Here is a 23682-nt window from a genome sequence, read left to right on the forward strand (position 1 = left end):
GTATCTCATTTATATGAGGTACGGTTATTTTTTTTATATATGCAGAATAGGTACTTATTATAGGAGGCTTTTATAAAAAAGATAAGGGGGGAGATTTCATGCGTTTAAGTGAATTAAGTGGTAAAGAGATTGTGGATTTAGAAAGAGCGGAAAAAATGGGAGTTTTAGGTCACGCAGATGTAGAAATTAATGAGCGAGACGGGCGAATACAAGCTCTTATAATACCGCTTGGGAAATGGGGAGGCTTTAAAAGGGAACAACAAGAAGTGAGGGTGGAATGGAACCAAATTAAGAAAGTGGGACACGATATGGTAATTTGCGATTTTACAAATCATACAAAGTCAGAATGAAAGATGACCGTTTTGGTTGTCTTTTTTCTTATTTTTATATAGAGCAGATAAAACATGTGTGCTTTTTGTTTTTCAATCACCTCAAACTCGTACATTACATATGATGTGGAGGAAAAAGAAAAAGTAGGCATTTTTCTTATAAATGAAAGAAAAAGAAGGTGAATTAGGGGATGTTGACTGAGATGCATATCGCTGTCATAGGAGGAGATGCACGGCAGCTAGAAGTAATTCGCAAGTTAGTTGAACTAGATGCGAAACTTTCATTAATAGGGTTTGAACAGCTAGATCATGGCTTCACTGGGGCAGCAAAAGAAAGTATACAAGATTTAAATTTCGCTGCTTTAGATGCCATTATTTTGCCAGTTGCAGGGACGAATGCCAAAGGAGAAGTAGATACTATTTTTTCAAATGAAAAAGTTTCTATAACGCAAGAGCAAATTGAAAAGACACCAGAACACTTTACTATATATTCAGGTATCGGAACACCTTATTTGGAGAATCTTGTATCTGCTACGAATCGAAAACTTGTAAAATTATTTGATCGTGATGATGTTGCAATTTATAACTCTATTCCGACTGTAGAAGGTACACTAATGATGGTTATTCAACATACTGATTATACAATCCATGGATCGAATGTAATGGTTTTAGGGTTTGGTAGAACTGGTATGAGTGTAGCAAGAGCCTTTCAATCATTAGGAGCACATGTCAAAGTAGGAGCGAGACGATCGGAACATATTGCTCGTATTACAGAAATGATGTTTTCTCCTTTTCATATGCAAGACGTAGAAAAAGAAGTAGGAAATATCGATATTGTGATTAACACAATTCCGCATCTCGTTGTGACAGCGAATGTTATTTCAAAAATGCCAGCTCATACGTTAGTAATTGATTTAGCTTCGAAACCAGGCGGTACCGACTTTAGATATGCGGAAAAAAGAGGAGTCAAGGCGTTGTTAGCACCTGGTTTGCCGGGTATTGTTGCTCCGAAAACAGCCGGACAAATTTTAGCGAACGTTCTTTCTCAGTTACTAGCAGAAGGTGCAATAGCAAGAAAGGAGAATGGGGAATGAATTTAAAAGGGAAAAGAATAGGATTTGGTTTTACAGGTTCACATTGTACGTATGAGGAAGTGATGCCTCATTTAGAAAAATTAATTGCTGAGGGAGCAGAAGTACGTCCCGTTGTTTCTTACACTGTTCAATCAACAAATACTAGATTTGGAGAAGGAGAAGAGTGGATTAAAAAGATTGAAGAAATAACAGGTTTTAAGGCAATTAATTCAATCGTTGGCGCAGAACCACTAGGACCTAAAATTCCACTAGATTGCATGGTGATTGCACCACTAACAGGAAATTCTATGAGTAAATTTGCAAATGCAATGACAGACTCTCCAGTACTAATGGCAGCAAAAGCGACGCTAAGAAATGGAAAGCCTGTTGTGTTAGCTGTTTCGACGAATGATGCTTTAGGGCTTAACGGGGTTAATCTAATTACACCAACAAGGTGACGACAAAGCGCGAACGCTTATATGTCGCCATCTTGAGGGAGCTTAGGGTAAAGCACAAGTTCGAAATCATCAAGCCTTTGCCACTTTTCTTTCTTATAAACAGCCTTTTCTAAAACCGACTTTAGGAGGTTGTTTTTCTTTTTTGGATCATCTGTTTTAAAGTACAGATCAAGAACATGCTCCACTTGAGGTATTGTATCTTTCTGCACTTTTTCCTTCTTAATTTCTGTTTTTATTTCTTTCTTTAATTTTTCCATCGTGGAAGTAATTTCATTAATGCGATCAGAAACCACATTCGAACGTTCTAAAAACATATCGACAGTATAAACGCCACGCTCTAATAAATCGTGTAAATTATTTTTTTGTTTTTGGATATCCACTAATTCTTTCTCAAGCTTACGTAATGCAGCTTCATTCATTTGAATAACTTGTGTTTCTTTTAATTTGTCATCTTGCTTATGTTTTTCAAAATCAGCTTTATAATCGATATACCATTCTTTTAAAGCCTCGAGTAAACGCTTCTCGATTAATTCAGTATAGCTTGATTTGTTTTCGCAACCGCGGTGTTTACAATCCATAGTTTCCTTTCGGTTTTTCGGATAACGTTGGACCATACTATAACTACACTTAGCGCATTTAATAATACCAGCCAATGGATTCTTTATTCCGTTCGTATTGTAAGGAACGTGATACCTTGAGTTTAATTTTTCTTGCACTTGCCTAAACAAACTTTCAGGTATGATTGGTTCATGTTTACCATCAGCAATAATCCAATCTGATTTATCTTGACGTGCACAACTTCTTTTTACAGCATCAGGACGTTTTACTTCTTTTCGCTTTTGCCATGTTACTTTTCCGATGTACACATTGTTCTTTAATATATCTAAGATGCTATAAGGATTCCATTCATTCCCTAACTTACTCTTATAGCCAAGATCGTTTAACTTGTTCCTAATTGCACTCGCACCCATATCCTCATTTGCATACCAATCAAATATCATTCTTACAACAGAAGCTTCTTCTGAATTAATCGTCAAAGTACGCTCTCGCTTATTTAAACGATGGATATCATATCCGAATGGTGCATGTGTACCAAGGTAATTCCCGGCTTCTACACTAGCAACACGACCTCTTTGCATACGGCGTGTAATAATCTTTAATTCCTTACGTGCCATAAACGCTTCAAATTCACTGTATTCTTCGTCCCACTCATCATTAAGGTCATAAGTCTTCCTAGGTGTCATAATCTTCGTATTCGAGCGTTTAAACGTTTCTAAAATGATTCCTTGCTCTTTCATACCACCACGACCTAAACGGTCCATATCCATACAAAGAACAACATCATATTTGTTATCTTCAATTTCTTCAAGCAGCGCTAACATCTCAGGACGTTTCACTAAGCTCTCACCAGATACGATTTCCTCACGGACAGATAAAACATTTAAGTTCATTTCCTTGGCAATTTTCAGCAGGGTAGAGCGGTGCTTTGCTAAAGTTTCGCCTTCGCCACGAGCTTCAGCTTCGAGATCGGCGCGGGATTTTCTTAGGTAGATTGCGGTTTTCATAGCGGGAAAACCTCCTTTGTATTATTCATTATATAAAAAATCATACGAATAAATATATATTTTTTGAGTTCGGAATAAAAACATATGTTCGTTATTTGTGTAAAAATAAAAGGCGTGAGGATATCAGCCTTTTATTTTGGCATATATTAGTGATATTAGATAAGGCAAGGTTTTTTAAGGGGAATATTATTGTATAGTAACAAATTTCATAAAGAATGCCTTACGTTTTTCCTTATCATACACGTATGGATCGTTAAACTTTTTGACCCAAGATTTGTCTTCAACTTTTAAATCTTCAATTTTAAAGCCTAAGTATGTATTTAAAGATTTTCTATCTAAGTTGACACTGTATGTTTTGCCTTCAAATGGAACAGTCATTTTTACAGCATCTAAATCTGGAAATTGTCTTAGTAATCTTGCAGGCTCACTTACAAGCATTTTTTCAATAGCATCTCCAGTTGAAAAATATTCTTTATATAGTTTTTCGGGTACACCATTAGGTTTTGCAGAATTATAAGATGCAAAAGAATCATAGTATGTAATTTCTGCTTCTTTTGCATTTAATTTAATATCTTTAATAAAAGTACCGCCCTTAATGTTTTGAGCATAAGAAACAAAAGCATCTTCACTAATTTCTACCTGTTTTGGTTGTTCTTGTTGCGTTGTTTCTTTTTTCTTTGTTTCATTATCTTTATTGTTTGCAGTTGTTTTTACATTTTCAGTAGAAGTTGCTTCCTTCTTTTCCTGTGGTTTGTGAGTTGAAACTGCTGTAATAAGAAAAATGATAGCTAAAATAGAGGCAATACCAGTGAATTTGAAAAACTTTTTGGCATTTTGTTTTTTTCTAATAACAAAAACAAATGATGTGACTAGTAAAACTAGTGCAACTAAAACTGTTAATAAGAATAATGTTGAAAATAGAGCGTTCATTTTTAGTTCTCCTATCCTTAATTTATGTATTTAATTATTTTAATTTATTAAATGATTTTAAGCGAGCAAAATTTCCTGGAATTTCATAAATTTCTGCTACTTCTCGAATTGAGAGGGTAGTATTTTGATGCTCAGAAATCATTTCATCAGATAGTAGGAGTTCGACTGCAAATGTATTTGCTTCAATTTCTAATCGGTCTACAGAAAATAGAGTTTTATTTCTTAAAAATGGAGTATTTGCTTTGGGGTGTAATAGAGCATGCCCTAATTCATGAGCACAGACAAAGCGTTGAGTATTTTCGTCAATTTTATTATTAACATGAATGAATTTAAAACGTTTATATGTGTTGTAAAAACCAAGAGTATTCCCAAGGTCTTCAAACAACACTATAATATTTTTTCGTCTAGCAATTTCAAATGGATTTGTTGTTTCATGCTTTTCTGCGATTTTAAGTGCGTATTCTTTAATGTTCATTTCTCGCCCCGTTCAATCTTTTTTGTACTTGTTTGGAGTGAATTTTTGTTTTGCTAATTGCTTTGCCATGCGCATAGAGTTTTCTAGAGAAATACGAATCATTTCTTTTGTATGCTCGTCTATTGGTTCCCCGTCAAACATTAATGCTTCTTCACTATTTTCTAATTCTTCTAATGTTTTTTCTAAATCACGTGCAATATCGCGTTCTTCGTTTTTCGAAAGCTTGCTCGACCTACCCAATAATTCATCTGTAGATATTTCATATAAATCAGCTAATTTTCCTAATGTTGTTGTATCAGGGTCACGATAGTCGCGTTCATAATTTGAAAGGACAGTATTTGTAATGCCGATTTTTTCAGCGACAAACTTTTGAGACCAATTGCGTCTTTCTCTTTCTTTTTTTAATCTATAGCCTAAAGTCATAGTTTATCCTTCCATTCTTCTATTTGTCTTTTCGTTAATTATTTTAACAATATTTCACGTTATGTGAAACTTTATTCACTAAAAGTTAATTTTAATCATTGACTTTCACTTTACGTGGAATTATTATTGATACATAAGGTTCACTTTACGTGGAATGAGGTGGTGTTAAAATGGAGATTAATCAAAGGATACGAGAATTAAGAATTTCTAAAGGCATTTCACAAGTGTTTATGGCTAAAAAACTTAGTGTTTCTGTATCAGCTTATAACATGAAAGAAGCAGGGAAACGTTCGTTTAAAGTACAAGAATTAAAGTGTGTGGCAAAAGCATTAAATGAACATCCATCAATTTTTTTTGAGTAATAATTACACGTAAAGTGGAATTGGTGGTGAAACTTGTATAAAAGTAGGTGAAAAAATGCCATCAGCTAACATGGCAGTACCAACAGATTCGTCGCATAAACATATAGAAAGTACTTCAAGAGGTGACACCATGAGCCAACAAGAAGAATATGCAGCGACTTATGAATTTGGAAAAACGAAAGTCCATGTTGTGGCTCCTGAGCCAAAATCACAAAAGGATATTGATAAACTCATTCAAGCATATTATAAGGCTGGTTGGGCCATCATCAAAGAAATGCAAGTGAAAGAAAACATTGAGGAATAGCTCCTCTCTTTTTACATGAATAATAGACAAGTTAAGTATGTACTAGATTCATTGTAACCATTTGAAAACTAAATATGGAGGCGAACAGATATGGGAACAAGCATATACTGCAATTCAGCAATAGGGGAATTATTACAGAATGCTAGAGAATGTTGTGATAATGTTCAGCTGAAAACGAAGAAAGGACTATCTAAGTACCTTGGCATTACCCATGAACGCTTAACTCGTATTGAATCTGGACTTTCTAAACCAGAATTTGAGCTTGCGATGGATTGGTGTCATGCAACAGGAGCAAAGTTGAATCAACAAGCGATCAAACATATTTATGGTGTTGGTTTACCGCCTACAGATCCGCGATTAACTCAAGATGTAAATCTACAGTTAATGAACTACATTAAACAAGCCGAAGAGGGGATTGCGGCAGCAAAGGAAATCATGAACTTACAAGTTACAACAAGATCATGGAAGCATGATGAAAAGAAGAAACATGAATATGCAGTTCATGCAAAAGAAATCTTCGATACAATCCAAGCTACTCAATGTGTAGTTCAAGCTCTTGAACAAGTTCATTTTGGCATTATGGAACAAATACAAAGAAGTTGGTTGCAAAAGGCTATGGCGGAGAACGTTATTATTCAATCGGTGGATAGCTTAATGAATTTAACAAAGGTGCTGTAAAGGAGGAAGAAAAATGACAGTAGATTATAAGAAACCTAGTTTAAAAGAATATAAGGAATTAATTCGATATGACGCAAAACTAACTGGTGAAATAAAAATAGCAGAATTACTTAATGAGAATTCAAAAACAGTTGAATTAAAGCAAGAGAAGAAATTATTGGGGATTCGAATCAAAATTATTGAAGCATCATTTATTTTGAAACATAAATGGGTAAATAAAAAAGCTACCGCCTAGACAACAGTAGCTCTGAAAAATATCGTAAAGCAATTATAACATTATATAAATCATTTGGACAAGCCACTGTGCTTGTCGTTATGACCAGAAAGGGGATTGTTCCTCATACCCCTACAATGTTCCTTTCTGGTTGTAACGATGCGTGCAGCATCAGTCAAAACTGTATGGGGGAGGAAAGTGAAGATGAAAAGGATTCAATTAACAGACGGACAACCAACAAGTGTTAGGAGAGAAGATCTCAAATCAGGGGCCGTCGAGCTATTAGAGATAATTAAGACGGCATGTTTGAATAGTAGTTTGAGTTATGTGGAAGTAAATAAAGCTCTTCATGTGGTAGATGAAGAGCTTTATAAAAGGGTTATTAATAGTTCTTGTGAAAAATCATTAAATTAAACTGAGGTTATCTTCTTCTAACTCTTTTTTGTACTTGTCGTATTGCTCTTGGTTAGCACCTACAACATAAGTAGTGTTGTAGTATGCTTGTTCGTTATGGATGTCGATTAGCTTTGTACCAACATGCAATAGCGTCCAACCTTGTTCTAAATAATCATTGGCACGTGAGTTAGCTATGTCGTCATCAAATTCTAAAGTAAATACAATGTCTTTCATATGTAACACCTCCCTCTATGGGAGATTATACCAAAGTAATAGGTTTTTAGATGTTTTTAGTAATTAGACAAGCCACTGTGCTTGTCGTTATGACCAGAAAGGGATTGTTCCTCCCATACCCCTACAATGTTCCTTTCTGGTTGTAACGATGCGTACAGCATTAATTTAATTAGAAAGGAGATGTAATTCATGAACGATAAAAACAATCGTCTTCATGATCTTGTTCTTCCTGGAGATTTTTCATTTGCGAATAAACTTCGTAACTGTATGAGTGAATGTATTTATAACATGTTTAATGCAGAATCAACCGAAGAATCAAATCACTGGGAAGAAGAGCTGGAGCGATGTATAAGGGAATTTAAAATGCTTCGTGATACAAAAGAGGAACATGAGGCATCGATGAGTTATCGTGTGGTGATTAAAGATTTAAGAGCAAGAGGAGTTAACGCTTCGTTAGTAACACGTAGAAAATAAAAAAGATCTATCACTTGGCAGAGTGATAGACAAACGGTTTTGCAAAAGATCTTAGGATTAATTATATCAAATTAGCATTCGTATAACAACGGAGTGTGCTACATGCTTTTAGACAAATCGTTACATAGAGTGTTGCTGAACTCTAAAGTGTTTCAACAAGCAACATCAGAGCAACACCTAATTTACTTAGTAAAACAATATCTCAAAATAGGATACAAGAATTATCGCTTATTACGTGTAGAGGACGGATTCGCGATATGTAAACGGGAGGATGAATAATATGGCAGTTTATAGACCAGTACATGTTTCATTTTGGCAGGATTCATTTGTTTTAGATCTTACACCGGAGGAGAAGTATTTCTACTTATATTTGATGACAAACAGTAAGACGTCTCAATCAGGAATTTATGAGCTTCCACTTCGTATCATTGAAACTGATACAGGATATAACCGTGAAACTGTTATGAAGCTATTAGAACGCTTTGCAGAATACGGAAAAATTAATTACAACCAAAAAACAAAAGAGTTGTTCTTAATCAACTGGTTGAAATTCAATCCAATTAAAAATGTAAACATTGAAAAGTGTGTCTTAAAAGAGATTCAATCTGTGAAGGACCAGGATTTTTTAGTTGATTTCTATGAAACCTGTTTGCAATTAGAAAAAGAGCAAGATTTTAAAATTCCTCGTATTAAGGAGTATCTGTCAGTCCGTTTGGAGGGGCTTATAAGGGGCTTCCAAGACCCTAGCAAGGAAGAAGAAAAAGAAGAAGAAAAAGAAGAAGAAAAAGAAAAAGAACAACAACAAGAAGAACGCGCAAGCGCGGAAGAAGTTGTTGAGGTTAATCCAATTTCTTTTTACGAGCAAAACTTCGGATTCATTACACCTTTTATCGCAGATGGTATTTATGCTTGGATAGACGATTTAAATGCAGAGCTAGTTATTAAGGCTATGGAGATTGCTTTAGAGAAGAATACGAGAAACATGTCTTACGTAAATACGATTTTAAGAGATTGGCATCTTAAAGGTTTTAAAACAGTAACTGATGTTGAGGCAGCTGATAAAGCATTCCGTGCTCAACGATTAACAAAATCGCAGCAACAAACAAAAGCACCTGATCAACAAAAAGGTCTATCGGAATCTACTAAAAACGTAATACAGCAGCAACAAGCATGGGAGCAGAACATTCCAACAGAAGAAGAACTTGCAGTACTTAACCAACAGAATGCGTGGTTGGCCAAATGAGTAACGATATGATTCGCAATGTTGAAGCTGAACAAAGTGTTCTAGGTAGCATAATCCAAGAAGGTGATCTAATTAAAGATTGTCAGCTAAAGGTAAAACAGTTTTCTTTACCAACACACCAAGTAATTTTCAAGGCAATGAGAGAATTAGAGGATGCTGAGGTTCCGATAGATCTTGTTGCTCTCATTGGAAAATTCGATGAAAGCTTTATGCATCAAATTGGCGGAATCGAATTCTTTGTAAACCTGACGGAAGTTGTAACAACAACTAAGAATTTCTCATATCACGAAGGTTTAGTGATTGAAGCTTGGAAGATGAGACATGCTCAAGAGGTTGCTGGTAATTTATATAACCGGCTTCAGCAAGATAGGGATATGAGTGCTATTAGTACATCAATTGATGAATTAAGCGCCATTGAAGAAACGGGTTACTCAGATGAATTTAACTTGAAAGATACGCTTGTTGATTTGTATAAGAACATGCAAATTGATGTAGGAGATTTAACCGGTATACCAACTGGTTATGACGACTTGAACAGAATGACAGCAGGGTTGCAAGAAGGTGATTTAATCATTGTTGGTGCCCGTCCTTCAATGGGAAAAACAGCATTTGTATTAAACGTTGCTTTTCATGCAGCAAGTGCTCATACAGCAACAGGAATCTTTTCATTAGAAATGGGAGAAGAGCAGTTACTTAAACGTATGATTTCAAGTACTGGAAATATAGATGCTACGAAATTAAAGAATCCTAAGAAGCTATGTAATTTAAAGGATTGGGAAAAAATTAGTCAAGCGATGGGATTAATTAATGATTTGCCATTAGAAATTTACGATAAGGCAAATGTAACGATGCAAGAAATTTATGCAAAGGCTAGGAAATTAAAGCGTAAGTACCCTGATAAAAAGGTTTTAATTGCAATTGATTATTTGCAGCTCATTGTAGGGGATCCAAAGCATAGAGGGAACCGCATGCAAGAAATAGGTGAGATTAGTCGTAAGTTAAAACTGATGGCAAGAGAATTAAATGTATGTGTAGTTGCATTATCACAGTTAAGCCGTGCGGTAGAAAGTAGGCAAGATAAGAGACCGTTGCTATCAGATTTACGTGAGAATGGTCAAATTGAGCAGGATGCAGATTTAATAGCATTCTTATACCGTGAAGACTACTATGACCGCGAGACAGAAAATAAAAATATAACGGAAATTATTTTAGCGAAACAGAGGAACGGTCCAGTTGGTGTAGTTGAACTAGCATTTATTAAAGAATTTAGTAAGTTTGTAAATTTAGAGAGAAAGTTCATCCATCAACAGGAGGCTTAATCATATTGTTACGTCAGGAAGTAGAACGTAGAAAACTAATTATCATTCGTAAATTATTGGGATTAGGTTTAACTGAAATTAACGGACAAACATTGGATCAACTAACGTTAACGCAGCTTGAAGGAATTTTAATTGCAAGCTTGCAGGTATTGGAGGGGAAAAATAATGCCAAAGCAATTAACAATTTTTGACGTGGAGCCAGTTGTATCATTTGATCCTAAGAAAGCTCATATTCACCGTTTGAATTCAAAATTACGGTATGCAGATGTGGTTGTGCAAATACCACGTCAAGCCAAAGCGATTGATGAATTAAAACCAACCACAGCGTCTGATGAGCGTTATGAGTTGTTTGAAGAGTATACGATTGGGATTTGGCGTTATAAACGAGCGGAGGATAAACAATTTGTATGGGAAGAAGCTGAAGAAATGTGTAAGCGAGCAAGAGATGAAAAAAAGCCGATTCCAATTCGGCTCCATCTATCACTGGAACAATCATTTGTTCCGGAAAATGTTATGCAATATTTGTAGACAAATAAAAAAAGCCGAGATCACTCTCAACTTACTTCGACAAAGTAATTATAACATATGGGAGTGATTTTGGTGGGAATTAGAAAAGAAAATCTTGTTGAAATGACAGCTGAAATAGATTTGAAAACAAACGGAATATATATTGTAAAAAATGGTCAGGTTCATCTAATAGAACCACCTCAAGGTGGATTTGGTGAACAATCATTTGTATATCAAAGTGGAAAAGTAATTCGTATGGAAGAACGAAAAACACAGTTATTATAATCAAATTTGAATTTTGTACAAAAATACACAAAGTGATAAGTACAGTTCTATAAATAAAAGCTCCACTCTCAAAAGGGTGAGAGTGGAGCCTATGGATGAAATTACTGAGTTCTTGGGATGGTGAACATCATCACATAAATAATAGCATGAGTATTCAGAAAAAGCATTGAATAAATATTTCCGATTTTTCAAATTATAGTTAATTAATTTGTATTAAATAAAAGCGCTATTTTAATCGTAAATGGCAGGTAATTGACTAAGTTACCTGTCGTGTGCCTAAACAGTTCGGAGGGAAAGTCTCCGTTTTGAAAGAGTGTAGTCATGGGAAGTTGACTTGTAGTTAGTATGTGTAAGGTAAAAAAGATTATTCGTAAAGGAGAATGAAAAAAGAGTACATATCAAATATGTACTCTTGAAAAAAGGAGAACCCTATGAGAGTGATAGTACAACATATGCTTGTCCAAATAAAAGGTGAGAAGTTTTTAACAAAATAGTTATTTTATGATGAATAAATAAAAGAACCCATTTGTTATAAACGGATTCTCCCCACAAGGTTTGCAAGAAATTCAAGGTAACTAGACCGGAGCACTTATAGAATTTCTTGTGATAATACTGTATGCAAAGGAATTAATAAGGTTAATAAATTTCAAACAAAATCCTTAATTAAAAGGAAAAAGAGCGCCCGGGAAAGCACTCTTTGACCAAGACTCATATCATATTGAGATGTAATAATGTGACAGCAATATATCTTATGTATGTTTTGAGTGTATGTGCAAGTTTAAAACAAAGTTCTCATTGAGATAGTAAAAAGAAAAAGACAACGACCGGAGGGCTTGTTGTCTAAAAAAAGTGGAGTGTCATCAAAATATTAGTTGAAGACATATCAGGTTATTTAATGTATATGAATTGTGTATAAAAATATGCATTAGAAATAAAAAAGAACGCTGATCGAGAGCTCTCCTTATACCCAATCGTAATGGAGATGACGTGCTCACATTATATAGAAAAGGTAGTGATTATAATATGTACAAGTATGAGATTAGTGAATAGATGTAGAGGTAATTTGTATTTAACAACAAATACAAAGAGCGCATTTTTTTATGCACTCTTAGTAAGGTAGGTGAATGTCTCATGAGATAGAAAAATCTGTAGATTGTAATCAGATTTTCATGAGTGAATTTTTAATATTGTATGCTTTGCTTGGAGTTATGGAGCCTGTCATTAAAGGAAAGAGGCAAGGTGGAATTTTAACACAAACGATATTCCATAATAAGCGAAAAAGAGCACACATATAAGTATGCTCTTAGATAAGAAAGGTAGAACTCTATGAGCGGAGAGTCTACATACAATAGCGTATGTTTGTTTCTCTTAAATGTGCAGAAAAAAATCAACAAAATGTCAACAAAAAATCAACAAAAGCGCTATATTAGTAAACAAATGAAAAAGGACCTGCTGTGGGAGAACAGGTCCTTTACACAAAATGCTTATGAGGAAAATCAATGTCACCAATATAGTATCAATAAACGAGAATTCATTCTAGGTGCTAAGTATTGAGAAATAAAAAATATTTGGCACAACAAAGTGGTCAACTTTATTAGCTAACCACTTGTTACACAAAAGAAAATTAGGCCCTGCAAGTTAGGATGTGTAACTTAAAGTTACAACGATAGTATCAAGCGAATTTAGGAATTTTATGCAGGGAGATATAGCCTGAATTTTATTTTGTAACAAAGGGAAATAAAAAGAGCACTTGCTTACGGTGCTCAAAAGATAGGAGGTAACTAATTCTGAGAATAAAATGAACTTACTGAAAATGTATGTTGTATGTAAAAAAAGACACTGTTTAACAGTGTCAATTGGCGCTAAGAGTGTGACGGGAGTGCTCTAAGCACTTGGAACTATAGGGCTCTAAACAATTTATGAAATGAATTTTAAAAAGATGTTATTCCACATAAAAAGAGCACTTTCGCAAGTGCCCTTTAGAGGAGTGAACAACCTATAGAGTTTTAATGAGCGTTCATTAATAAATTTCGAATTTCCCCAACGGGTTATGAATAAGTAGGATCTCAAATTAAATATATGTGTTAACTAACAAAAAGTGTATGTACACAGAAAAGCAGCTAGCAAAAGCTAACTGCTTCCTTGTCCAACAAAAACATTACCACAATGTTTTGTAACTTAGAAGTTACAGTTATAGTATGAACAAAATTGAAAATGTTATGCGGGAAAAGCCTAATAAAAATTTTATTTTGTAGATCAAAATAATTAGAAAAGAGCACCATGCACAAGTGCTCTTTAGGAAAGGAGGTAACTCAGTGAACAAAGCGTCTGGATTAGAATTATATGTTGTAAAAAAGAAAAAAGAACAATGATTTTTTATTATCCCAATACAAAAGAGCAGCTAGCTAAACTAACTGCTCAAGTAGCAAGTAGATACAATTTGGGTAAGAAGCAAATTGTACTGTGAATTAGTATTACTAGAATCTTGAATTTTATTCAATTTTAATAAAACCTTTATTTGAATAGAAATAGCACCGTTAGGGCGTATGACGCTATTTGACCAAGAATTGTATTGAAAAAGGTACTTAATAAATAATTCTGAGATGATCATGATTATTGTATGTACGTTTTTAATATATGTATTTTCTTATGAAGTGTGAAAAAAGAGCACTGTATACAAGTGCTCTTAAAAAGGAAACCCCATGAGTGAAAGAAAGCTATGTTAATAATATATATGCTAGTCTAATCAAATGGTGACAAGTTAATAAAAAACTTCATATTATAGAAATTCTCCATACTCAAAATAGCACTATATAGTAATGCTTTTCAAATTAAAGACTTTATTAATAACTTTAGTACGGCGTAGGAAGTTGAGTCCCTGGTGGTCTCCACCAAGACTCAACGGTTTTCCAAGCGGCATTATAATTGTAACCTCTTCCCATCAAGTATCCTATGGCAACAGCTTCTGTTAATGCATGTCGATAGCCAAGATGCTGGGCTTCTCGTAACCCATGACTAACAGCTGGAGTTATTATAGTAAGAGTTTGTTGTTGAAGGCTATGTGATTGTGGATATAAGGCTTGCTGAGGCTCTCGATAATAATCAATAGGGGGATAAGATTGTTGATTGTTAATGTCCATATTAACACTCCTCACTTTCAATTAAAATAATTACCAATTATGGATTTTAGATACTTAATAATTTATGCGGGTATGGGTTGTTTGAGGAATGGGCAATAAACATGTGTTTTTAATTTTCAAAAATAAATTTATTAGAAGGTAAGTTATGGGATATAGCTATATTAAAATGAATTGGCTAAAAGAAGAAGACAAGAGGCGACATAATTGATATAACACTTGGTGAGGATTGGTATAAATATTTCATTTTAATATAAAGCAGAATTATTAAATGGCTTAGGCAGACAATTTATTAAATAAACTGTCCGCCAAGTGAATGAACGATTATTTGAGCTATAAAGCCCAAGTTTAGTATGGATAGAATCATGAAAATTTATTTATAAAACAGATAAATTATTTTATAGAAAACCTTCAATTAAAAAAGAGCAGTTAGCTTTTGCTAACCGCTCGGTTCTCGACCAAGAAAGCTAGAGTGGGAGAAATCGACTTTTTAAAGTCTTGTCTACAGTGTTAGACAATGTTTAGAATTTTATTCACTTAAAACATAAAAAGAGCAGCTAGCAAAAGCTAACTGCTCTCCAGAAAAACATTAAGAAGGAAGTTCAGAACTCAAGTGTATTTATAGTATGGACATAATTTGAAGATTTATTCAGAAAAAATTATAAAGAGCAACCATTTAGGTTGCTCTACAGATAGGAGGTAACTCAGTGAACAAAATGAACACGTTAAAAATGTATGTAACAAATAGAAAAATAAGAACAAAAAAGCAGCTAACAAAAGCTAACTGCTTTGGTGAATAAGAAGAACACAATGGTTATTCGTATTCAACCTTGGTGTATCTATATTGTTAACAATTTTTAGAAATTTATTCAATAAAAGAGCAGCTAGTAAAAACTAGCCGCTAAGCCCTCGGGTATGAAGGGAAATCAGAAACTGTATTTACATTATTGACGGAATATTGAATTTTATTCACGAGAGATTATATTCTAAAATTTGGATTATGATAGTCGATATTCTCCATATTGACCAGAAAAGAATTAAAAGTTCTAGTGAAATTCCAAGGGTTCTTTTCTTAGTTTTTTGAGATTCTTTTATCAAATAGCCAACAGCACTAATTGCTATAAGAATGAAAAGAATAAGTTCGAGTGTAACTGGCATTTTATCTACTCCTAAAAACAAGTTTATATATAAAGATTATAAGATGTTTTTATGATTGATAGTAAAAAATTCAACAAAATAATCCTTCGTTAAAAAGAAGAGAATGAATTGAAAGCAATCATTATTAAAAATTCGCAATTATTTAAATGTAATATACAATTATATAAATATTATTTTGTATGGAGGTTGCTTGTAGTGAATGTAGAAGTTTTTAAGGTATCAATAGAAATTGGATGGCCAGTGTTAAAAGGCTTTTTTTCAATAATTGGTTTTTACTTTATAATATGTATAGGTATGAGCCTTGTTTGGGGGAGAAAAGCATTAATAGCCAAAAAAATGTTTTTGGTATTTAAAGTGGCTTTTAGTTTAATATTATTTGCGTCTACTTTATTGTTCCAATATACCCCTGAAACGAATAAAATCTTTTTCGATTGGCCTAATGAAATAACGTTGATCCAATTTTTTTTATTACCTATTATTTTGATAGAGATTTGTTTAAGTTTGATTGAAATTTTCACTCCGGAAAAATATTGAATTTTAAATATAATTGGAAATGATTATATGGATATGAGAGAGTAAAAAACATAAGAAAATGATATAATAATATCACTTACAAATTTATTCCTACTGGAAGAACCAGCGGACACTAAACTAAAAAGAGCATTTTCGATATTGCTCTGTAGTTTGATGTCCGCTTTTTGTATTTTATTTGTAAAATAGACAAGGAGCGTTTATATGAATCAATTAACTTTCTTATCTAAAATAAACCGTCCGGCTACCCAGTCGAAATTAGAAAGTCTTCTGGAAGAAATACGCATTTATAAACAATTTGGAATGGTTCGAGAAGAAATGAAAGTAACTCCTTCATATGAAGTGAGATATCATGGTCCTACAAATATGGTAGGAAATCCATTAGAAAAGGTAGCTTTAGAAAATATAAAGCGTAGCGAACGTGAAGAGTATCTTAAAGATATGTCATTCCGTGTTAATCAGTTTTTAAGTCGTTTAGGTAATGGTCGAGCGGGAAAAATTCAGAGGGATATTATTAATAAGCGTTATTTAGAGGAAGAAGATGTATGTGATTATATGGTTTATAACGAGGTTGGAATGGCAGAACGTACTTATCGACGTTGGAAATCCAGAGCATTTTACAACTTAGCTTTTGCTCTTAGACTAGAGGTATATGAAACAGAAGAGGGTATGGGAGGGAACGAACGATGAATTTTGTCCAACCTATTCGAGATCCAGAACAAGTACAACAGATTAAGCAATATTTGAGGGAAAACAATGAACGGAATTATATTTTATTTGTAATGGGAATTAATACAGGATTACGTATTAGTGATATTCTTAAATTGAGGATAGGTGATTTGAAAGGTAGCCATATCTCAATGAGAGAAAAAAAGACAGGAAAACAAAAACGTATCCAATTAACTCCAGCGTTAAAGAGAGAATTACATTGGTACATTGAAGAACGAGATGACAGTGAGTATGTAATTAAAAGTCGCGAAGGTATTAATAGACCAATTGGACGCAGTATGGCTTATAAGATACTTAGAAGTACTGCAGAAGAGTTCGGGTTGAAGGAAATAGGAACTCATACGTTACGGAAAACATTCGGATATCATATGTACATGCAAACAAAAAATATTGCTTTACTAATGGAGATATTCAATCATTCATCAGAGAAAGTTACATTAAGATATATTGGAGTGAATCAAGATGCAATGGATAAAGCTATGACACGATTTAAAATATAGCAATTTCCTTTTTATTTTTTGATTTTAATAATTACCCATTTTTTATGCGTTGTGTAACTCGAAAGAGAAAGTGTTATGAAGCTATGAATATCAAGGGCTTTAGCGTTTGGATTAATTACACAAAATATAAGATATGGGTAAGTGGTAGTAGCAAGGAATTGCATGGTGTATATACATAAATATAAAATATAAGGGGGAGGTAATGGTGATTCATGTTAAATGAAGAACTATTAGAAGTAATAATTAGATACAAAAGGAATACTGGAAAAAATCCTGATGTGTTAAAGCTAAATCCAACTTATTTTAGAAATATTTTAGAAGAATTGAATTATCCAAAGTGGATTATTAAAAAGAAAATGACAGAAATGAAAAAAAGTATATTTGGTGTACCAGTGGAATTAACAGATGCAGTGGAAAAATTTGAACTATGAAAAGGTTGGCATAGTCGTGACCGCTTTTTGGCAGGAAATGTGTCGGTTATTTTGGAATTAACGTGTTATATTTGTATTGTGGGAAGTGGCGGGAAACACAACTCACTATGTTGTTTCTAAAATTCTAAACGGTTCGTAATGACGGCACATAAAATCCGAAACCAGCAGATGGTAGTGATTGAATGATACCGCTATTAGGGAGAGCTTTTGCTCTTCTTCTAGTTACTTAGTATTGTGCAAGCAGATTGTTGTAGCAGCATTAGGTGACTGGAAGAAGAATAAAACTTCATTTACCGTACTTAAAGTACAAAATAATAATTGATAACAAAGCATCCAGTCGGGTGTTTTTTATTTTGGAACAAGAATAAAAGAAAGAACATTACCAGAGGATTATCTATGATGAATAGTGCTGATTACCTTACAAAAGTGTAATGTAATGGCGCTAGTTATTTTTTTGTGTACCATCTATAATAAAGCTTGTAAGAGAACAGATGTACCGACTCTTACAGAAAAATAAATAGATATATTGATTTAATAAGGAGATTAAACATTATGAATGTTACACATATTACCTTCGGGGATTCGGCATATGGAAATTTAAAGTATGTTTTTCAAAAAAATAATGAATACAAAAATGAAAAAGTTATTTGTATTAATGAGGATTTTTCAATAGGTCCGATTTATAAATTAGAATCTACTAAAGGAATACAAGAAAGAAAACAATGGCTAAAAGAAGTACTAACAACAATAGGTCCAACTTCAGAAATAGATTATTTAGATTGGATTGAAACTACACTTAAACAAAATCCACAAATTGTAGAAGAAATCCCTAGTGGTAGTAAGGTAATCTTATGGCATGGGGAAAACGTATCTGATGCTATCGGTTTAAGGTTTGTGTTATCACTTCTTCAAAATAAAAATATTCATTTTGAAGAAGTGAATGTTACAGATTTTAGCCATCATATCGAATATAAAGTACAGGATTTACAAGACAAAGAGATTCCGTATGTACTAAAAAGTTTAAGAGAAATGCCTTCTGAATTAATTTTAGAAGCTCTTCAAATGAAAAAAGAATTATCTCAAGTACAAGTTCACAGTCTAATACAAGATTGGGAAAAATGGTCTCAAACTAATGGCGTATTAAGAATAATAGAAGATGGACAAATAACTACTGTATCTGAAGATTATTATGATGTGTCCATCTTAGAAAATACATCAAATGAATATCAACGTGTATCTCGAATTGTTGGAGAGGTAATGGGGAAAAATGAACAGCGTATAGGTGATACTTACTTAACTTTCCGAGTACATCAACTAATTCAACAAGGAAAATTAAATTACCAAGGTGATCAAGCGAAGATGGAGATTCAATTACCTTAAATAATCGACTATCTAGAACAGATAAAAAACACTATTTCTTTTAGAGGTTTTTAATTAAAGAAATAGTGTTTTTACTTTTGTGCGGAGAGTAAAACTTCATTTTCTATATTCATAATAAAAGTATAGCGTTTTGAGAAAGGAGCATCCAATTGGATGCTTTTTATTATATAAAAATTACAAGGATGGCGGAGAGGATGTGTGAATGTAAATACTAATGAAAGAGTTTAAAACAAAAGAACAGAAGCGTAAGTTCTATGATAGTGGAGCTTGGAAACAATTACGTGAACAAGTAAAGAAGCGAGACAATTATGAGTGCCAGGAATGTAAACGAAATGGTCGTGTTCAAACAGACACCAATGAATACAGTGAGAGTGCAAAGCGTAAGAAGATACAGCTCGTTGTCCATCATATAAAAGAACTCGAACATCATCCAGAACTTGCATTAGAAAAAGATAATCTCGAAACAGTATGTGTGGATTGCCACAATAAAGAACACGGTAGAACATTCAAAAAGAAACAGAATAAATGGGAACACGATGAAAAGTGGTAAAAATGATTCGATAATAACACCCCCCCCTTAAAATATTTCATCAAAAAATGATCTAAGGGGCACCGGAGGAGGGGGTTAACTGTCAGGTTTTTTTCGGAATTACGCACGTAAGGGGGGTGGGTAGATGGCTGTTAGTATTGTGAGGTTAAAAGAACAGCTTATGAATAGTATTGATATTACAGATTTAGTCGAAGTTGAAAAAGTAGAAAGATACATTGATTTAGTTAAAGCGTTTAGAAAAATAAATAAAACCATTAATAAAGAAGGCGAGTCTGTAACCGTAAAAAACGGTGCTCAAGTTTTTGTTAAAGCCCACCCTCTTATAGGTGAGAGGAATAAAATTAACAGTTCTTTAATTGCGTTAGGCAAAGATATAAAGTTTGTTGCTAAGGCTAACATTCCTAATGCGGGTTATAGTGAAAGTGATCTAACATGATTAAGCAAAAGTACATTGATGAATATATTGAGTTTTATCGAAGTGGAAAAGTAAAGTTCAATAAAGAAAGAGAATTGTTAATTGAATATCTAGAAAAATATGTTTTGAACAGAGACGATTTATATTTTGATGATGAAATGATTGAGAAGTGTATCCGCTTTGGTGAGAAGTGGTACTTTCCTTTACAATCTTTTCAGAAATTCTTAATAGCATTCGTCTTTTTATTTTACAAGAAAAATAGTCGCGTATTTTATCGTAAATTCCTATGGATGCTTGGACGTGGAGGTGGTAAAAACGGATTAATATCAGTCATCATTCACTTTTTAATTAGTGAAATGCATGGTATTCCGGAGTATAACATTTCCGTTGTTGCAAACAGTGAAGAGCAGGCGAAAACGAGTCCTGATGAAGTTCATAAATGCGTTAAACGAAATGAAATATTGCAACGAGCATTTAAAACCACACTAACTCAAACAGTTTCTAAAGCTACTGGAAGTATATTGAAGTTTAGAACATCAAACGGAGATACAAAAGATGGTTTGCGTGATGGTGCGGTTGTATTTGATGAAATACATCAATATGAAGGCAATAAAGATGTTCGAGTTCACATAAGCGGTTTAGGGAAAAAGAAAAACCCACGAGAATTTTACATTGGTACAGATGGATATGTCCGTGATGGCTTCTTAGATAAACAAAAAGAAAAAGCAATGAAAGTATTAAATGGTGAAGCGCGTCCTAATGCCATTTTCCCATTCATTTGTAAATTAAATGATGAAAACGAAGTTGATGATCCAGAAAATTGGGGAATGGCAAACCCTATGTTATCGCAGCCGTTAAGTGAGTATGCAGAAGGGTTACTTGAAACGATAAAGGAAGAATATGAAGATTTAGAAGATGATCCAAGTAATCGAGAAGAGTTTATGACAAAGCGTATGAACTTACCTGTTACAAACTTAGAAAGGTCTGTAGCAAAATGGGAAGAAATCGTTGCTACAAATCGTCCATTTCCTGATTTATACGGTCGAGAATGTATTGGGGCTTTAGACTTTGCGAGTATTAGAGATTTCGCAGCTTGTGGTCTTTTATTTAGAGTAGACGGTGAATACATTTTTAAAACACATTCTTTTGTACGTAAAGAGTTTGTTGATATTTATTATGGATACTCAAAAAAGGCAAATGAGTATAAAAAGGAAAAATTTGCACCTATAAAAGATTGGGAAGAACAGGGACTTCTAACAGTTGTGGACGAGCCGACTATTAATCCAACACATATTGTAAATTGGTTTGTAGAAATGCGCGAAATGTATGGATTAAAAAAAATTATAGGTGATAATTATCGATTAGAAGCTATAAAGCCATTATTAATAGATGCAGGATTTGAAGTAGAGATTATTAGAAATCCTAAAGCAATCCACGGTTTATTAGCACCACGGATTGAAATGGCATTTGCCAATCGTCAAATTGTTTTTGATGACAACCCTCTAATGCGTTGGTATACACAAAACGTCTTGGTTGTCATCAAGGGCGATGGAAACAAAATATACGAGAAAAAAGAGCCAGTTCGTAGAAAAACTGATGGATTCCAATGTTTTGTCCACGCTCTTTATAGAGCTGATGAAATACAAGAAGTAACTGACTTCGTTATAGGTGATATTAAATTCTAATAAAGGGGGTGATAACCATTGGATGGTTAGGTTCAGTATTTAAAAGAAATAAAGAACTAGGATTTATGGTGGATCTAGACATAATTGCTGATACAGCAAACAGACTTCATATGAAACGATTGGCAATTGATACATGTGTATCATTTTTGGGAAGAACAATAAGTCAATCCGAATTCAGAGTAAGACAGGGGAAAGCATTTGAGAAGAATGAACTTTATTACCGATTAAACGTTAGACCAAACAAGAATATGACAGCAAGTACCTTCTGGGAAAGGTTTATTCGCAAACTTATTTATGATAATGAGTGTTTAGTTATACAGGCTGATGATGGTGATTTACTTATTGCAGATGGATTTCAACATAATGAATATGCTGTGTTTGAGGATACTTTTACTGATGTAATAGTAAAAGATTATACGTTTAAGAGAAGTTTTAGGCAAAGTGAAGTAATTCATTTAAAGTATCGAAATGATAAACTATCTCCGCTTATTGATGGTTTATTTGCAGATTACGGGGACTTATTTGGTAGAATTCTAAGCTCTCAAAAGCGTAAAAATCAAGTTCGTGGAACAGTTGATATGGATATGACAGGAGCTAAGACGGAAGAGAATATAGCAAAATTACAAAAGTTTATTGATGATATGTATCAGGCGTTTGGTAATAAGGATATTGCTATTGTTCCACAACAAAAGGGTTTTAATTATAACGAAATATACAATGGCGTTGCGAATGGCCCCAGTGTGGAAGAAATCAATAAGGTTACAAATGGTTTCTTAAATCAGGTAGCTATGGCAATTGGTATTCCAACAGCTTTGATACATGGTGAAATGGCTGATGTAGAGAAGCAAACGAAAAACTACATGCTTTTCACAGTACGGCCGTTATTAAAAAAGCTATCTGATGAAGCGAATGTTAAATTCTTTGAAATGAATGAGTATCTTTCAGGGAAAAAGATTGAAGTTAAATCTGTTTCTTATCAGAGTATATTTGACCTTGCAACAAGTATTGATAAACTCATTTCTTCAAGTGCATTTACAGGAAATGAGATTCGTTCAGAAGTAGATTATGAAGGTTCTGATGATCCAAACTTAAATATCCATCATATTACGAAGAACTATACGAAACTAAATGAATCTGAAGGAGGTGATAAATGATGGAACATTTGAACATGAATAAGCTTTTAAATTTAAAACGAGATATTCGCTTTGAATCTAAAGGTGAGAATGAGTACAAATTAACCGTTTATGGATCAATCGGTGGATGGTTTAGTGAAAATAACGCTGAAGCTGTAAGAAGAAAAATCCAAGATGTAAAAGCAGAAAAAATTCACGTTCATATTAATTCGGGTGGAGGTTCCGCATTTGATGGTGTAGCAATTTGCAATCAGTTAAAGCAACATGATGCAGAAATCATAGTTCATATTGATGGTTGGGCCGCTAGTGCCGCGTCTGTAATTGCAATGGCTGGTGATAAAATCATTATGCCTAGTAATACTATGATGATGATTCATCAAGCGAGTACTTTTGAATATGGAAATGCAGACCTTTTTGAAAAAACCGCACGAGATTTACGAAAGATTGATTCAGCTTTAGCGGCATCTTATAAGAAACGTTTTGTTGGAACAGACGAAGAATTAAAACAGCTTTTAAAGGATGAAACTTGGCTAACAGCAGAGGAAGCAGTTGCTCTTGGTTTAGCTGATGAAATTGCTGATGAAATCGAAATAGATGATACGCAAGAAGATGAAGAAGAGGGAGTTGTGGAAAACTTCAAAGAAGATTTAGTAGCTAAGTATATGAAACAACCAAATAATCAAAATCCAAAAGAGCCTATTCAAGAGCCTGTTAATACAAAACAGAATCTGAGTACGCTCTTTTTAACTTTAGGAGGAAAATAA

30 protein-coding genes and 1 pseudogene are annotated in these 23682 nt (G+C 33.7%); 24 read left to right on the plus strand and 7 right to left on the minus strand.

Annotated elements, in window-relative coordinates:
• Positions 1-98 precede the first annotated feature (98 nt).
• The 3 genes and pseudogenes from SJY24_RS11270 to dpaB form a co-directional block, all read left to right on the plus strand.
• Positions 99-350: a YlmC/YmxH family sporulation protein gene (locus SJY24_RS11270; protein WP_001239742.1), complete on the plus strand. Its 252-nt coding sequence runs from the start codon at positions 99-101 to the stop codon at positions 348-350.
• Positions 351-520: 170 nt separating this feature from the next.
• Positions 521-1423, plus strand: a complete 903-nt coding sequence (dpaA, locus tag SJY24_RS11275; protein ID WP_377864658.1) for a dipicolinic acid synthetase subunit A — start codon at positions 521-523, stop codon at positions 1421-1423.
• Positions 1420-1845, plus strand: a pseudogene (gene dpaB / locus SJY24_RS11280) (dipicolinate synthase subunit B); the annotation flags it as partial. The gene dpaA and the pseudogene dpaB, both read left to right, overlap by 4 nt.
• A gap of 32 nt (positions 1846-1877) precedes the next feature.
• On the opposite strand, the gene SJY24_RS11285 reads toward dpaB, so the two are convergent.
• The 4 genes from SJY24_RS11285 to SJY24_RS11300 form a co-directional block, all read right to left on the minus strand.
• Positions 1878-3425, minus strand: a complete 1548-nt coding sequence (locus tag SJY24_RS11285) for a recombinase family protein (protein ID WP_377864659.1) — start codon at positions 3423-3425, stop codon at positions 1878-1880.
• Between the two features lie 186 nt (positions 3426-3611).
• Positions 3612-4355, minus strand: coding sequence for a hypothetical protein (locus SJY24_RS11290; protein WP_377864660.1), 744 nt, complete (start codon positions 4353-4355; stop codon positions 3612-3614).
• 34 nt (positions 4356-4389) lie between these two features.
• Positions 4390-4830, minus strand: coding sequence for an ImmA/IrrE family metallo-endopeptidase (locus tag SJY24_RS11295; protein WP_377864661.1), 441 nt, complete (start codon positions 4828-4830; stop codon positions 4390-4392).
• Positions 4831-4842: 12 nt separating this feature from the next.
• On the minus strand, positions 4843-5253 hold the full coding sequence (locus SJY24_RS11300; protein ID WP_377864663.1) for a helix-turn-helix domain-containing protein: 411 nt from the start codon (positions 5251-5253) through the stop codon (positions 4843-4845).
• 170 nt (positions 5254-5423) lie between these two features.
• On the opposite strand from SJY24_RS11300, the gene SJY24_RS11305 reads away from it, so the two are divergent.
• From SJY24_RS11305 to SJY24_RS11325, 5 genes are all read left to right on the plus strand, one after another.
• Positions 5424-5615, plus strand: coding sequence for a helix-turn-helix domain-containing protein (locus SJY24_RS11305; protein ID WP_377864664.1), 192 nt, complete (start codon positions 5424-5426; stop codon positions 5613-5615).
• 55 nt (positions 5616-5670) lie between these two features.
• Entirely contained in the window at positions 5671-5919 is a 249-nt protein-coding gene (locus SJY24_RS11310; RefSeq protein WP_377864665.1) for a hypothetical protein, read from the plus strand.
• Between the two features lie 90 nt (positions 5920-6009).
• Positions 6010-6597, plus strand: coding sequence for a hypothetical protein (locus SJY24_RS11315; protein ID WP_000537277.1), 588 nt, complete (start codon positions 6010-6012; stop codon positions 6595-6597).
• Between the two features lie 13 nt (positions 6598-6610).
• The gene (locus SJY24_RS11320) at positions 6611-6832 is read left to right on the plus strand and encodes an RNA polymerase subunit sigma (RefSeq protein ID WP_377864666.1); all 222 of its coding nucleotides are present in this window, start codon (positions 6611-6613) and stop codon (positions 6830-6832) included.
• Between the two features lie 183 nt (positions 6833-7015).
• Entirely contained in the window at positions 7016-7225 is a 210-nt protein-coding gene (locus tag SJY24_RS11325; RefSeq protein WP_071728551.1) for a hypothetical protein, read from the plus strand.
• Here the strand turns inward: SJY24_RS11325 and SJY24_RS11330 are convergent.
• Positions 7217-7441: a hypothetical protein gene (locus tag SJY24_RS11330; protein WP_071728550.1), complete on the minus strand. Its 225-nt coding sequence runs from the start codon at positions 7439-7441 to the stop codon at positions 7217-7219. The two genes, SJY24_RS11325 and SJY24_RS11330, sit on opposite strands and share 9 nt — an antisense overlap.
• Positions 7442-7630: 189 nt before the next feature.
• On the opposite strand from SJY24_RS11330, the gene SJY24_RS11335 reads away from it, so the two are divergent.
• The 6 genes from SJY24_RS11335 to SJY24_RS11360 all read left to right on the plus strand — a co-directional run bounded on the left by SJY24_RS11335 (position 7631) and on the right by SJY24_RS11360 (position 11269).
• On the plus strand, positions 7631-7915 hold the full coding sequence (locus SJY24_RS11335) for a hypothetical protein (protein ID WP_043937853.1): 285 nt from the start codon (positions 7631-7633) through the stop codon (positions 7913-7915).
• A 280-nt stretch (positions 7916-8195) separates the two neighbouring features.
• Positions 8196-9158 carry a DnaD domain-containing protein gene (locus SJY24_RS11340; RefSeq protein WP_377864667.1) on the plus strand — a complete coding sequence of 321 codons (963 nt, stop codon included), beginning with the start codon at positions 8196-8198 and terminating at the stop codon, positions 9156-9158.
• A complete protein-coding gene (gene dnaB, locus SJY24_RS11345; protein ID WP_098520360.1) occupies positions 9155-10477 on the plus strand; it encodes a replicative DNA helicase in 1323 nt (440 codons plus the stop codon). Before SJY24_RS11340 ends, dnaB begins: the two co-directional genes overlap by 4 nt.
• Before the next feature lie 2 nt (positions 10478-10479).
• Entirely contained in the window at positions 10480-10668 is a 189-nt protein-coding gene (locus SJY24_RS11350) for a hypothetical protein (RefSeq protein ID WP_001991829.1), read from the plus strand.
• On the plus strand, positions 10643-11005 hold the full coding sequence (locus SJY24_RS11355; RefSeq protein ID WP_098875159.1) for a cell division protein SepF: 363 nt from the start codon (positions 10643-10645) through the stop codon (positions 11003-11005). The genes SJY24_RS11350 and SJY24_RS11355 overlap by 26 nt, the downstream gene beginning before the upstream one ends.
• A gap of 72 nt (positions 11006-11077) precedes the next feature.
• Positions 11078-11269: a DUF3954 domain-containing protein gene (locus SJY24_RS11360; protein ID WP_098615122.1), complete on the plus strand. Its 192-nt coding sequence runs from the start codon at positions 11078-11080 to the stop codon at positions 11267-11269.
• Between the two features lie 2852 nt (positions 11270-14121).
• Here SJY24_RS11360 and SJY24_RS11365 read toward each other — a convergent pair.
• Together SJY24_RS11365 and SJY24_RS11370 are read right to left on the minus strand one after the other, a co-directional pair.
• Positions 14122-14424, minus strand: coding sequence for a hypothetical protein (locus SJY24_RS11365; protein ID WP_377867237.1), 303 nt, complete (start codon positions 14422-14424; stop codon positions 14122-14124).
• A 951-nt stretch (positions 14425-15375) separates the two neighbouring features.
• Complete coding sequence (locus SJY24_RS11370) at positions 15376-15564, minus strand: hypothetical protein (RefSeq protein ID WP_377864668.1); 189 nt, start codon at positions 15562-15564, stop codon at positions 15376-15378.
• Between the two features lie 195 nt (positions 15565-15759).
• Here SJY24_RS11370 and SJY24_RS11375 point away from each other — a divergent pair, with 195 nt between their 5' ends.
• The 10 genes from SJY24_RS11375 to SJY24_RS11420 all read left to right on the plus strand — a co-directional run bounded on the left by SJY24_RS11375 (position 15760) and on the right by SJY24_RS11420 (position 23682).
• Positions 15760-16098, plus strand: coding sequence for a hypothetical protein (locus SJY24_RS11375; protein WP_377864669.1), 339 nt, complete (start codon positions 15760-15762; stop codon positions 16096-16098).
• A gap of 201 nt (positions 16099-16299) precedes the next feature.
• The gene (locus SJY24_RS11380; protein WP_377864670.1) at positions 16300-16785 is read left to right on the plus strand and encodes an ArpU family phage packaging/lysis transcriptional regulator; all 486 of its coding nucleotides are present in this window, start codon (positions 16300-16302) and stop codon (positions 16783-16785) included.
• On the plus strand, positions 16782-17324 hold the full coding sequence (locus tag SJY24_RS11385; protein ID WP_377864671.1) for a site-specific integrase: 543 nt from the start codon (positions 16782-16784) through the stop codon (positions 17322-17324). The genes SJY24_RS11380 and SJY24_RS11385 overlap by 4 nt, the downstream gene beginning before the upstream one ends.
• A gap of 212 nt (positions 17325-17536) precedes the next feature.
• A complete protein-coding gene (locus SJY24_RS11390) occupies positions 17537-17755 on the plus strand; it encodes a hypothetical protein (RefSeq protein ID WP_000930971.1) in 219 nt (72 codons plus the stop codon).
• 552 nt (positions 17756-18307) lie between these two features.
• On the plus strand, positions 18308-19135 hold the full coding sequence (locus tag SJY24_RS11395) for a DUF1835 domain-containing protein (protein ID WP_377864672.1): 828 nt from the start codon (positions 18308-18310) through the stop codon (positions 19133-19135).
• A 214-nt stretch (positions 19136-19349) separates the two neighbouring features.
• Positions 19350-19685, plus strand: a complete 336-nt coding sequence (locus SJY24_RS11400; RefSeq protein WP_098871168.1) for an HNH endonuclease — start codon at positions 19350-19352, stop codon at positions 19683-19685.
• A 124-nt stretch (positions 19686-19809) separates the two neighbouring features.
• Complete coding sequence (locus SJY24_RS11405; RefSeq protein ID WP_144563570.1) at positions 19810-20121, plus strand: P27 family phage terminase small subunit; 312 nt, start codon at positions 19810-19812, stop codon at positions 20119-20121.
• On the plus strand, positions 20118-21785 hold the full coding sequence (locus SJY24_RS11410) for a terminase TerL endonuclease subunit (protein WP_377864673.1): 1668 nt from the start codon (positions 20118-20120) through the stop codon (positions 21783-21785). Before SJY24_RS11405 ends, SJY24_RS11410 begins: the two co-directional genes overlap by 4 nt.
• A gap of 8 nt (positions 21786-21793) precedes the next feature.
• Positions 21794-22939: a phage portal protein gene (locus SJY24_RS11415; protein ID WP_377864674.1), complete on the plus strand. Its 1146-nt coding sequence runs from the start codon at positions 21794-21796 to the stop codon at positions 22937-22939.
• The gene (locus SJY24_RS11420; protein WP_377864675.1) at positions 22939-23682 is read left to right on the plus strand and encodes a head maturation protease, ClpP-related; all 744 of its coding nucleotides are present in this window, start codon (positions 22939-22941) and stop codon (positions 23680-23682) included. The genes SJY24_RS11415 and SJY24_RS11420 overlap by 1 nt, the downstream gene beginning before the upstream one ends.

The organism is Bacillus sp. R86525, from assembly GCF_042466195.1.
GTDB lineage: Bacteria > Bacillota > Bacilli > Bacillales > Bacillaceae_G > Bacillus_A > Bacillus_A nitratireducens.

Excerpts from the sequence above, each read along its gene's own strand:
- SJY24_RS11380 (WP_377864670.1), top strand. The coding sequence starts at position 16,300 with ATGAATCAATTAACTTTCTTATCTAAAATAAACCGTCCGGCTACCCAG.
- SJY24_RS11300 (WP_377864663.1), bottom strand. The coding sequence starts at position 5,253 with ATGACTTTAGGCTATAGATTAAAAAAAGAAAGAGAAAGACGCAATTGG.
- SJY24_RS11385 (WP_377864671.1), top strand. The coding sequence starts at position 16,782 with ATGAATTTTGTCCAACCTATTCGAGATCCAGAACAAGTACAACAGATT.
- SJY24_RS11405 (WP_144563570.1), top strand. The coding sequence starts at position 19,810 with ATGGCTGTTAGTATTGTGAGGTTAAAAGAACAGCTTATGAATAGTATT.
- SJY24_RS11325 (WP_071728551.1), top strand. The coding sequence starts at position 7,016 with ATGAAAAGGATTCAATTAACAGACGGACAACCAACAAGTGTTAGGAGA.
- SJY24_RS11295 (WP_377864661.1), bottom strand. The coding sequence starts at position 4,830 with ATGAACATTAAAGAATACGCACTTAAAATCGCAGAAAAGCATGAAACA.
- SJY24_RS11315 (WP_000537277.1), top strand. The coding sequence starts at position 6,010 with ATGGGAACAAGCATATACTGCAATTCAGCAATAGGGGAATTATTACAG.
- SJY24_RS11355 (WP_098875159.1), top strand. The coding sequence starts at position 10,643 with ATGCCAAAGCAATTAACAATTTTTGACGTGGAGCCAGTTGTATCATTT.
- dnaB (WP_098520360.1), top strand. The coding sequence starts at position 9,155 with ATGAGTAACGATATGATTCGCAATGTTGAAGCTGAACAAAGTGTTCTA.
- SJY24_RS11330 (WP_071728550.1), bottom strand. The coding sequence starts at position 7,441 with ATGAAAGACATTGTATTTACTTTAGAATTTGATGACGACATAGCTAAC.
- SJY24_RS11370 (WP_377864668.1), bottom strand. The coding sequence starts at position 15,564 with ATGCCAGTTACACTCGAACTTATTCTTTTCATTCTTATAGCAATTAGT.
- SJY24_RS11270 (WP_001239742.1), top strand. The coding sequence starts at position 99 with ATGCGTTTAAGTGAATTAAGTGGTAAAGAGATTGTGGATTTAGAAAGA.
- SJY24_RS11285 (WP_377864659.1), bottom strand. The coding sequence starts at position 3,425 with ATGAAAACCGCAATCTACCTAAGAAAATCCCGCGCCGATCTCGAAGCT.
- SJY24_RS11395 (WP_377864672.1), top strand. The coding sequence starts at position 18,308 with ATGAATGTTACACATATTACCTTCGGGGATTCGGCATATGGAAATTTA.
- SJY24_RS11390 (WP_000930971.1), top strand. The coding sequence starts at position 17,537 with ATGTTAAATGAAGAACTATTAGAAGTAATAATTAGATACAAAAGGAAT.
- SJY24_RS11335 (WP_043937853.1), top strand. The coding sequence starts at position 7,631 with ATGAACGATAAAAACAATCGTCTTCATGATCTTGTTCTTCCTGGAGAT.
- dpaA (WP_377864658.1), top strand. The coding sequence starts at position 521 with ATGTTGACTGAGATGCATATCGCTGTCATAGGAGGAGATGCACGGCAG.
- SJY24_RS11400 (WP_098871168.1), top strand. The coding sequence starts at position 19,350 with ATGAAAGAGTTTAAAACAAAAGAACAGAAGCGTAAGTTCTATGATAGT.
- SJY24_RS11410 (WP_377864673.1), top strand. The coding sequence starts at position 20,118 with ATGATTAAGCAAAAGTACATTGATGAATATATTGAGTTTTATCGAAGT.
- SJY24_RS11310 (WP_377864665.1), top strand. The coding sequence starts at position 5,671 with ATGCCATCAGCTAACATGGCAGTACCAACAGATTCGTCGCATAAACAT.
- SJY24_RS11340 (WP_377864667.1), top strand. The coding sequence starts at position 8,196 with ATGGCAGTTTATAGACCAGTACATGTTTCATTTTGGCAGGATTCATTT.
- SJY24_RS11290 (WP_377864660.1), bottom strand. The coding sequence starts at position 4,355 with ATGAACGCTCTATTTTCAACATTATTCTTATTAACAGTTTTAGTTGCA.
- SJY24_RS11320 (WP_377864666.1), top strand. The coding sequence starts at position 6,611 with ATGACAGTAGATTATAAGAAACCTAGTTTAAAAGAATATAAGGAATTA.
- SJY24_RS11420 (WP_377864675.1), top strand. The coding sequence starts at position 22,939 with ATGGAACATTTGAACATGAATAAGCTTTTAAATTTAAAACGAGATATT.
- SJY24_RS11305 (WP_377864664.1), top strand. The coding sequence starts at position 5,424 with ATGGAGATTAATCAAAGGATACGAGAATTAAGAATTTCTAAAGGCATT.